Below are 9,126 nucleotides of genomic sequence, written 5' to 3'. Positions count from 1 at the left end.
GCGCCGCGCTCACCGGAGAGGCGCGTCACCCCTCCCCAACCCCTCCCCGAGCGGGGAGGGGCTTTCGGGCATGCGAACTTTTTTCGCTATTTCACATAACTGAACTTTTCAGCCCGATGAAATTGAGGCATGGCATACCGGTAACCGCATAACCGGGAGAGCCCCGCCATGACCCAGTCCCTTGAATCCGTGATCGGCGCGCAATCTGATCTCGTCCATTTCCTGCGCAACCAGCAGGTCGGCCCCAACGTCTATCCAGGGGTGCCGGCGGAATACTCCAACTGGCGCGCCGAGCAGTGGGCCTGGGGTCATACGGCGGTGCTCTACAACCAGTCGTACCACATGGTCGATCTGGCGGTTAAGGGTCCGGATGCCTTCGCGATGCTCGAGCATCTCGGCGTCAATTCGTTCAAGAACTTCATTCCCGAGCGCGCCAAGCAGTTCGTGCCCGTCACGCCCGATGGCTACGTGATCGGCGACGTGATCCTGTTCTATCTGGACGAGAACCACTTCAACCTCGTTGGCCGCGCGCCGACGATCGAATGGGTGGAATACCATGCCGCGACCGGCAACTGGAACGTGACCGTTGAGCGCGATGAGCGCTGGGCGATGCGCAGCGACGGAAAGCGCAATTCCTACCGCTTCCAGGTGCAGGGCCCGAACGCGATGAAGATCATCGAGAAGGCCATTGGCGCGACCCCGCCGGAGCTCAAGTTCTTCCACATGTGCCGCCTGACCATCGGCGGCAAGGAAGTGCGCGCGCTGCGCCACGGCATGGCGGGGCAGCCGGGCTTCGAGCTGTTCGGCCCCTGGGAAGACTATGGCGCGGTGCATGCTGCGCTGGTCGAGGCGGGCAAGGAATTCGGCATGGCGCTGGTCGGCGGCCGGGCCTATTCGTCCAACACGCTGGAATCGGGCTGGATCCCCTCCCCCTTCCCCGCGATCTACACCGGCGAGGCGCTGGCCCCTTATCGCGCCTGGCTGACGGCCAATTCCTATGAAGCGAAGTGCTCGGTCGGTGGCAGCTGGGTGCCGGAAACGGTCGAGGGCTATTACACCACTCCGTGGGATCTGGGTTACGGCCCCTTCGTCAAGTTCGACCACGAGTTCATCGGCCGCGCCGCGCTCGAGAAGATGGCGGCAGCGGGCAATCACCGCACCAAGGTGACACTTGCGCTCGACAACGAGGACGTGATGCGCGTGCAGTCGTCCGCGCTTTCGCAGGGCGAGCGCGCGAAGTTCATGGAGTACCCGAGCTCGGTCTATTCAATGCACCCGTTCGATCAGGTGCTGAGCGGCGGCAAGCAGGTCGGGCTTTCGACGTGGATCGGCTACACCGCAAACGAGGGCAAGTTCCTGACGCTCGCGATGATGGAGCCGGGCTTCACCGAACCGGGCACCGAGGTGACGCTGCTGTGGGGCGAGCCCGATGGCGGCACTTCGAAGCCCACCGTCGAGCCGCACGTGCAGACCGAAATCAAGGCCGTGGTTGCGCCCGTTCCCTATGTGGCGGCGGCGCGCGACAACTATGCGGAAGGGTGGCGCACGCGGAAGGCTTGAGTTTTTGGGTTTCACGCAGAGACGCGGAGAAGAAGGGGAGACGCGGAGGACAAGAGATGAGGGCGGCTGCGCCGCAGTCTGCTTCCCTTCTCCGCGTCTCGCTTCTTCTCCGCGTCTCTGCGTGAACCATCTTTCTTCGACCGCAAAATTAGTTTGTATCACTAACAATATCTGGCACACTGGCCTCAACGAAAAAGCGAGAGGATTGCCATGGCCGCCAACAACACGATCACCTTCTACGACCTCGCGCTGAGCACGGGGGCGACGATCAGTCCGTTCGTGTGGGCGACCAAATATGCCTTGAAGCACAAGGGGTTCGATCTGGACGTCGTGCCTGGCGGGTTCACCGGGATTCTCGAGCGTACCGGCGGCAAGACCGAACGGCTGCCCGCTATCGTCGACGATGGCGAATGGGTGCTCGATAGCTGGGGCATCGTCGAATACCTCGACGCCAAGTACCCGGACCGCACTGCCCTGATCCCGCATCCTTCCGTGGCGGCGACGCTGAAGGCGCTCGATCACTGGTTCTGGGGCGCCGCAGTCGGCCCGTGGATGCGCTGCTTCTGCGCTGACTACCGCGATCTTTCGGTGCCGCAGGACCACGAATACATCACCCACAGCCGCGAGAAGATGCTGGGCAAGAAGCTGGAGGACATGCAGGCCGGGCGCGAGCAGCGGCTGCCGGGCATTTCCGCCGCACTGGAGCCGCTGCGCGCGACGCTGGGGCAGCACGAATGGCTGGGCGGCGATGCGCCCAACTATGCCGATTACCGCATCATGGGCGGCATTCTTTTCACATCGTCGGTGTGCAAGGTGCCGGTGCTCGCCAATGACGATCCGCTGCGCGGCTGGATCGAGCGCTGCCTCGATCTTTACGGGGGACTTGGCCGGCATCCGGGGCTGTTCCCGCTGTTCGGGCTGGAGGAGCCGGAAGGCGGCCCCGCACTGTTCAACCGCGCGGCGGGCCAGGGCGGGATCTACAAGCGCAATACCGGGCCTGCCTCGACGCAGGCGGAGACACAGCGGATCACCGAGGGGATGAAGAAGTAAGAATTACCCCTCCGTCAGCCCTGCGCAGCCGCCGCGCGAAGCAGCGCCTGCCGCACACGGGCTTCCAGCGCCGTATCGAACCGCACTGCCGGGATGGCAACGCTGAAGGCGCCGACAAACTGGCCGTCGATCCGCGCAGGCACTGCCGTGCCGACAATACCCACAGTCGCCTCCTCGCGCGCCACGGCCATGCCGTCGGCGGAGATGCGGGCGATATCGTCGGTAAGGTCTGCCTCACTGGTGCGGGTGGCCGGGGTGAACACCGCGCGGGTGGTCTCGGCGAAGTAGCGCGCCAGCTCGTTCGGCGTCAGCGCGGCAAGGATCACCTTTCCCGCCGCCAGCGCATGGAGCGGTCGCCGTGTGCCGGGATCGACCGCGTAGCGCAGCGCCTGATCGCTGGCCTCGGTGACGAGCGCCTCAACCTCCCAGCCGCGCTGGACCATGAACGAGGCGGTTTCGTTGAGCTCGCCCTTCAAGGCGCGCACCAGCGGCGCGACGCGGTCCGCCAGTGGGAGGGCTTCCGGAGACGCACGCAGGCGTTCGAGGCCGGGACCCGGCAGATAGCGCCGCCCCTCGCGCACCAGATAGCCGCGATCCGCCAGCGTGGTGAGGAGGTACGACAGGCTGCTCACCGGAATCCCGAGCGCACCGGCGATTTCCTGCGCCACGACGCCTTGCCGGTGCGCAACGACGAACTCGATCACATCGAGCGTGCGCAGCGCGGATTTCACCGGAGGGACAGCAGGTGCGTTCATCAGGGGGCAAATGTAAGCGAACCGCGCCGCTCGGCAAAGCGCCAGCCCTCGGCTGTCCGCACGAACCTGTCGTGGAACGAGCCGACCAGCGGCGCGGCGGCACCGGTGAACAGCAGCATGGCGCTGACGCCGGAGGCCGTATCCGCGCTTTCGACGGTGATGACCACGTTGCTGCAGACATGCCGCGTGGTGCGCGCAGGCCGCGACTTGAACGCGGCGAGGATCGCCTCGCGGCCGTGAATCGGCGCATCGGGTGCGGTGGGCCGCACCATCACGCCATCCTCGGCATAGAGCGCGGCGACTTCGTCCCAGCGCGCCTCATCGTTGAGATTGGCGTATAGCGCGATGAGGCGCGCGCAGTCCGCTTCGGCGGCGCGGCGTTCCTCGTCGGTCACAGCCGCGCACCCGCGATATCGGCGCCCTCACGCAGGTTACGCAGCTTGCGCCAGGTGACGATGGGATCGATCTTGCCGTAGCCCGCGAACGTGCCGAAGCCGCAATCGGTACTGGCGATGACCCGCTCCGGCCCGACGAATTCGGCAAAGCGCTCGATGCGCTGGGCGATCAGCTCCGGGTGTTCGATATAGTTCGAGCAGGTGTCGATCACGCCGGGGGCAAGGATCTTGTCGTCAGGCAGCTTGGCATCCTTCCACACCTTCCATTCATGCTCGTGGCGCGGGTTGGCGGCTTCGAACAGCACGGTCGAGGGCCGCGCCTTCAGGACAATGTCGATCACGCGCTCGAGCGGGATGTCATGGTCGTGCGGGCCCTCGTAATTGCCCCAGCACACGTGCATGCGCATCTTTTCGGGCGGGATATTGGCGGTGGCGGCATTGAGCGCCTCGACATTGGCGGCGGCGACCTTGAGGAAATCGGCCTCGCTCATGTCCTGATAGCCGGTGTGGCGGCTCATCGCGAGATCTGGGCAATCGAGCTGGAGGTAGAAGCCCGCGTTCACGATCGTCTCGTATTCCTCGCGCATCGCATCGGCGAGATCGGCGAGGTAGGCCTCGTGGCTCGGATAGTGGCGGTTGACCTGGAAGGCCGTGATGAGGCCCGGCGATGCGGCGTTCATGAAGGCTTCGGTGTCCGGCCCGGCATGCTTGTCCAAGGCCGCGCGGAAGCGGCGGATATCGTCATGCAGCGGCTGCAGCGAGACGAGCCGCACATCGCCAATGCACGAGGCGCGGACGAATTCCTGGCTGCCCATGATCGCCGAGAGCTTCTTGGCAAGGTTCGGCACTTCGGCGAGGTCTGCCGCAGGCTTGCGGTCGATATGGCCACCGAAGCCCGAAAGGCGCTCGATCATGTAGGTCGAGTAGCCGACCTTGCCAAGTTCGCCATCGGAGACCACCGAGACACCAGCTTCGACCTGCGCCTTGACCGCGGCATCGACAGCGGCGGCGACGACGGTGTCGAAGGCTTCCGCGTCATAGGCCTCGCCCTTGTCGCGCGCGAGAAGCAGCGGCGTGAGTTCGTCACCACGCGGCAGGCTACCGACATGTGTCGTCTTGATCTTGGCCATCACGCACCGCTCCAGTTCATATCCATGAACTTTTCATAATGACTGGGGCGCCGGTGGCAAGGGGGCGTTCGGCTGCCCTATTGCTTGGCAGCGGTGACAAATTCCGGATCGGACAGGACTTGCCGGACGAGCGCGGCATAGAGCGCATTGTATTGCTGGTAGGCCTCCTCGATGGCGATAGCGCCGATGAAATCGGAGTGCCACTTGGTCTCGACGTGGTAGTCCTTGGCGAAAACGGGTCGCCCGCCGCGCGAAAGGGTGATGCGCGCGCCCAGCGATCCGCCGCCTTTCTTGATGTCCTCGCTCGCCCGGCTTTCGGTCAGCACACCGCCAAGCTGCAGCGGCGAGGCCGGATCCAGCTTGCCGGCTGCCTTGAGCTCGGTCTCGAACGTCGCTCCCAGAAACTCGGCGAAGTTGCGGCCCTTCGGCGGCTTCAGCACGCCGAGCCGGATGGCGATGCTGCGCCCCACCTCCTTCGAAGCGGCGGTGAACGGACCGAGCGCCATCGGCGGCACGTCCTGGTTGCGCAGCACCCGCACCGTCTCGAGCGAGGGCGGCAGATCGGCCACCGGCATCGCGCAAGCCGTCAACGCGAACACCGCCAGCGCGGTCAGCCCCGCACGCATCCGATCAGCGCGGGAAGGCGGGATCAGCGACAATGTTGTTCACGCCGCGCGCAAGCGCCTGCCGGACCAGGACCTTCACCGCTTCATCGGCGGTCTTGTACTCGGTGCCGGGCACCTCGACGTCCTTCTTGCCGTACTTGGAGTAGAGTTCGTGTTTCACTTCGGTATGGATCGGCGCGGCGCCGGTGGCGGGCACATAATCGATGCTGACGAGATAGTGATCGACCGCCAGCACCCCGCCGAACAGGCCAAAGCCCAGCCCGGCGCCAAAGGCCTGCTTCTTGGCCTTGTCCAGTTCTTCCTTGATCACGAGGTTGTTGAACTTGATGCTGATGATCGCGCCGTTTGCGGTCGGTGCGTCGGTCACTTCGCTGAAGGCGCCGGTTCCCTTGAGGTCTTCCATCGCCCACGGGGTGACAACCTTGGTAGCCTTGGCATTGGGTTTGCCGTCGCGCTGAAACTCGAAGATCACCTGGACCGGCTGCGGCTTGGCCGGGGTGACCTTCTCCTCAGGCTTCACTTCACCCAGCGCGTTGGCCACGTAGAACTTCATCGCCTGCGCTGCCTGGGGCAGCGTGCTCAGCATGACGGCCAGCGCAACAAGCCGCAGCAGCTTGGCCCGATGTCTGCTGATGAACCGGTTCCAGTGTGCCATTATCCCCTCCCGTTTGGCTGTTGGCCGCCAAGGTAACAGGCGCCGTTTACCGCTCAAGGGCAAATGTGAAGGCGACCGGCGCAAGTGCCGGCCGCTTCTCTGGTTCGAGAACGAGTACACCGTTAGCACGAGCGCGAGCTCCAGTCTGGCCCCGCGGGCTGCCGGGGCAGCAACCTCGGAAAGGCCCTAAGCGCCGCGCTCCTCCAGATAGTCGGCGGGTCGGCGCTCGGCATAGTCGAAGACGGCAAGCTGCTTGCGCAAGGGCGAGGTGCGGACACCGTCGACAGCAAGGTGGGCCGCCTGCTGTTCGGCGCCGCCGGGGTACTTGGGATTGAGGAAGCCGCCCTTCTTCAGCACCCGCCACCACGGGGTGAGGTCGTCTTCCGGAACGCCCATCAGGCGGCGCTCCTCCGCCGCGCGGGCGGCCATGTTGAGGAAGATCGCGGTGGACACGGGGCAGGCGACCGCTACGGCGTGGCGGCGCGCAAGGGCGCCGCGCAGGTCATCGAGCGTGATCACCTCGCCTCGCCGCAACTGGCGGACAAGGCCGTCGACTTCGGCAGGGGACGAAATGACCATGGCCCCGCCGGCCGCCTCGCGGAAACCCGGCGCACCGGGCGGGATCATGTGGACGATATGCGGAACGCGGCCGCTTTCCAGATGGTCGATGGCAGATTTGCGCTTGGCCATGGTGCCTCCTTTCAATGCGGGGGCCATTCTAGGATCGGAGCGCCGAGGCGAGAATAAGACGCGTTTGATCCCGTTTCGTTCGCCGGCATCGACTCATTGCCGATCGTCCCCCGGGCGCCGCCCCGTCACGCGCAAGTAGAAGCGTGAGAAGTACGATGGGTCGTCGAAGCCCAGTTCGGCGGCGACCTGCGTGGCGGTGGCATTGGTGTAGCGCAGCAGGCGCTGGGCTTCCAAGGCAAGGCGGCGGTGGATCAGGTCCATCGGCGAGCAGCCCAGCCGCGCCGCCGTGAGGCGCGAAAGCGTGCGGCGGGTAAGGCCGAGCGCGCCAGCGTAGAAATCGAGATCGCGGTGCTGGCGGTAATGCAGCTCCACCAGCTGGCGGAAGCGGGCAAGGCGCTGGTCGTCGCCCACCGAGGCCCCTGCCCCGGCGTCGCCCCGGCCGATCGTACGGATCAGGCTTTCGGCGAGCGCGAGGAACAGCGGATCCTGCTTCTGCCATTCCTGCTGCAGGCCCAGCATCTCGCGCGCGAGCCACAGCGCACGGGCAGCAGCTTCGGCCGAGAGCTGCGCGATGCCGCCCAGTGCGAGCATCGTCAGCAGCGGGTCGCCCGCCCCGACCGCGCGTGTGGAAAAATCGGTGGACAGCGTGAGGACAAATCCGCGCGTGCCCTGGCGGAAACGGAAGCCGTGAACGGCGGCGGCGGGGACGATGACCCGGCCCGGACTTTCCAGCTCCGTCGTCCCGCCGTCGAGGGTAACGCTGGCATGTCCTTCCTCTACCAGCAGCACCTGCACGAAGTGGTCGTGGCGGTGAACCCCGATTTCCCAGTCATGCAGCGCGCTGCGCTCGGCAATCGTCTCGATATGCGCAAAGCCGCCCGACGTGCTCGGATCACCTTCACCGTAGAGCGCATAGCGCGGGATCGCCTCTACCATGTCCCGAAAGTACCAAATGTTTGTCCTGCGCCTGCCTTCCGTCCAATCGCCGGCCCTGTCAAATGACGAAACATGACCCGCGCGTGGCGGGCGCCCATGGGAGACACCTTCATGCACACGCAAGTTGCCATCATCGGCGCGGGTCCCGCCGGCCTGCTGCTCGGCCATCTGCTCAAGGCCGAAGGCATCGATTGCGTGGTGATCGAGCGGCAGACGCCCGACTATGTGCTCTCCCGCATCCGCGCCGGCGTGCTGGAGCAGATCACCGTCGGTCTGATGGAGCGGCTGGGGCTCGATGCACGGCTCAAGGCCGAGGGCCTCGTCGAACAGGGCTTCAACTTCGCCGACGGCGAGCGGCTGATCCGCATCGATGTCGAGAAATTCACCGGCAAGACCGTCTGGGTCTATGGCCAGACCGAAATCACCAAGGACCTGATGGACGCCGCCCCCGAACGCGGCCTCGAAGTGATCTACGGCGCCGAGGACGTGGCGCTGCACGATGTGGAAAGCGACGCGCCTTCGGTCACCTTTCGCCGCGATGGCCGCGAGGAGCGCCTGACCGCGCGCTTCATCGCCGGGTGCGACGGCTTCCACGGCCCTTCGCGCAAGGCCATCCCCGCATCGGTCGGCCGCGAGTACGAGCGCGTGTACCCCTTCGGCTGGCTGGGCATCCTCGCCGATGTGCCGCCGTGCCACGACGAGCTCATCTACGCCAACCACGAATGCGGCTTCGCGCTCGCTTCGATGCGCAGCAAGACCCGCAGCCGCTACTACATCGACGTGCCGCTGACCGAGAAGATCGAGGACTGGAGCGACGACCGGTTGTGGGACGAACTTGCGGTGCGGCTGGGACCAGAGGCAGCCGCGAACATCACGCGCGGCCCCGCCATCGAGAAATCGATCGCCCCCTTGCGCTCCTATGTGTTCGAGCCGATGCGCCACGGCAGCCTGCTTCTCTGCGGCGATGCCGCACATATCGTGCCGCCGACGGGAGCCAAGGGGCTCAATCTTGCCGCCAGCGACGTGCATTATGCGGCGGAAGCGCTCTGCGGCTATTTCAAGCACGCCGACCATGATGCCGTGGCCGGTTACTCGGCCAAGGCCCTCGCCCGCGTGTGGAAGTGCGAGCGCTTCAGCTGGTCGCTGACCAAGCTGATGCACCGCTTCCCCGACGATGGCCCGTTCGAGCGCGCGATGCAGGTGGCCGAGCTCGATTACATCGCATCGAGCGATGCGGCTCAGGCAAGCATTGCGGAGAATTACGTGGGGTTGCCGGTTTAGGGCATCCTCGCCGCCATATCGTCACGGCGCCGTCACAGTCAGGCGACA

10 protein-coding genes are annotated in these 9,126 nt (G+C 65.5%); 3 read left to right on the top strand and 7 right to left on the bottom strand.

The window, feature by feature from the left end; genetic code table 11:
- Nucleotides 1-168 precede the first annotated feature (168 nt).
- On the top strand, nt 169-1,560 hold the full coding sequence (locus IP83_RS08715; protein WP_054121823.1) for an aminomethyltransferase family protein: 1,392 nt from the start codon (nt 169-171) through the stop codon (nt 1,558-1,560).
- A 210-nt stretch (nt 1,561-1,770) separates the two neighbouring features.
- The gene (locus IP83_RS08710) at nt 1,771-2,610 is read left to right on the top strand and encodes a beta-etherase (RefSeq protein WP_054121822.1); all 840 of its coding nucleotides are present in this window, start codon (nt 1,771-1,773) and stop codon (nt 2,608-2,610) included.
- A gap of 14 nt (nt 2,611-2,624) precedes the next feature.
- On the opposite strand, the gene IP83_RS08705 is transcribed toward IP83_RS08710, so the two are convergent.
- The 7 genes from IP83_RS08705 to IP83_RS08675 form a co-directional block, all read right to left on the bottom strand.
- Nucleotides 2,625-3,365 carry an IclR family transcriptional regulator gene (locus IP83_RS08705; protein WP_054121821.1) on the bottom strand — a complete coding sequence of 247 codons (741 nt, stop codon included), beginning with the start codon at nt 3,363-3,365 and terminating at the stop codon, nt 2,625-2,627.
- Entirely contained in the window at nt 3,365-3,760 is a 396-nt protein-coding gene (locus IP83_RS08700) for a nuclear transport factor 2 family protein (protein WP_054121820.1), read from the bottom strand. The genes IP83_RS08705 and IP83_RS08700 overlap by 1 nt, the downstream gene beginning before the upstream one ends.
- Nucleotides 3,757-4,890: a cobalamin-independent methionine synthase II family protein gene (locus IP83_RS08695; RefSeq protein WP_054121819.1), complete on the bottom strand. Its 1,134-nt coding sequence runs from the start codon at nt 4,888-4,890 to the stop codon at nt 3,757-3,759. Before IP83_RS08695 ends, IP83_RS08700 begins: the two co-directional genes overlap by 4 nt.
- 77 nt (nt 4,891-4,967) lie before the next feature.
- Entirely contained in the window at nt 4,968-5,549 is a 582-nt protein-coding gene (locus IP83_RS08690; RefSeq protein WP_156309637.1) for a hypothetical protein, read from the bottom strand.
- Nucleotides 5,521-6,171, bottom strand: coding sequence for a hypothetical protein (locus IP83_RS08685; protein ID WP_054121817.1), 651 nt, complete (start codon nt 6,169-6,171; stop codon nt 5,521-5,523). The genes IP83_RS08690 and IP83_RS08685 overlap by 29 nt, the downstream gene beginning before the upstream one ends.
- A 186-nt stretch (nt 6,172-6,357) precedes the next feature.
- Nucleotides 6,358-6,861, bottom strand: a complete 504-nt coding sequence (locus IP83_RS08680) for an MGMT family protein (protein ID WP_054121816.1) — start codon at nt 6,859-6,861, stop codon at nt 6,358-6,360.
- Nucleotides 6,862-6,954: 93 nt separating this feature from the next.
- On the bottom strand, nt 6,955-7,797 hold the full coding sequence (locus IP83_RS08675) for a helix-turn-helix domain-containing protein (protein ID WP_054121815.1): 843 nt from the start codon (nt 7,795-7,797) through the stop codon (nt 6,955-6,957).
- 111 nt (nt 7,798-7,908) lie between these two features.
- On the opposite strand from IP83_RS08675, the gene pobA reads away from it, so the two are divergent.
- Nucleotides 7,909-9,078 (top strand): 4-hydroxybenzoate 3-monooxygenase, encoded by a 1,170-nt coding sequence (gene pobA / locus IP83_RS08670; RefSeq protein ID WP_054121830.1) that lies wholly within the window; start codon nt 7,909-7,911, stop codon nt 9,076-9,078.
- Nucleotides 9,079-9,126 lie beyond the last annotated feature (48 nt).

This window comes from Novosphingobium sp. AAP93, from assembly GCF_001296055.1.
Lineage (GTDB): Bacteria > Pseudomonadota > Alphaproteobacteria > Sphingomonadales > Sphingomonadaceae > Novosphingobium.
Note: the sequence above shows the minus strand (reverse complement) of the source record. Positions and strands in the feature narration are given on the sequence as shown.

Excerpts from the sequence above, each read along its gene's own strand:
- IP83_RS08715 (WP_054121823.1), top strand. The coding sequence starts at position 169 with ATGACCCAGTCCCTTGAATCCGTGATCGGCGCGCAATCTGATCTCGTC.
- IP83_RS08710 (WP_054121822.1), top strand. The coding sequence starts at position 1,771 with ATGGCCGCCAACAACACGATCACCTTCTACGACCTCGCGCTGAGCACG.
- IP83_RS08705 (WP_054121821.1), bottom strand. The coding sequence starts at position 3,365 with ATGAACGCACCTGCTGTCCCTCCGGTGAAATCCGCGCTGCGCACGCTC.
- IP83_RS08695 (WP_054121819.1), bottom strand. The coding sequence starts at position 4,890 with ATGGCCAAGATCAAGACGACACATGTCGGTAGCCTGCCGCGTGGTGAC.
- IP83_RS08685 (WP_054121817.1), bottom strand. The coding sequence starts at position 6,171 with ATGGCACACTGGAACCGGTTCATCAGCAGACATCGGGCCAAGCTGCTG.
- IP83_RS08680 (WP_054121816.1), bottom strand. The coding sequence starts at position 6,861 with ATGGCCAAGCGCAAATCTGCCATCGACCATCTGGAAAGCGGCCGCGTT.
- IP83_RS08675 (WP_054121815.1), bottom strand. The coding sequence starts at position 7,797 with ATGGTAGAGGCGATCCCGCGCTATGCGCTCTACGGTGAAGGTGATCCG.
- pobA (WP_054121830.1), top strand. The coding sequence starts at position 7,909 with ATGCACACGCAAGTTGCCATCATCGGCGCGGGTCCCGCCGGCCTGCTG.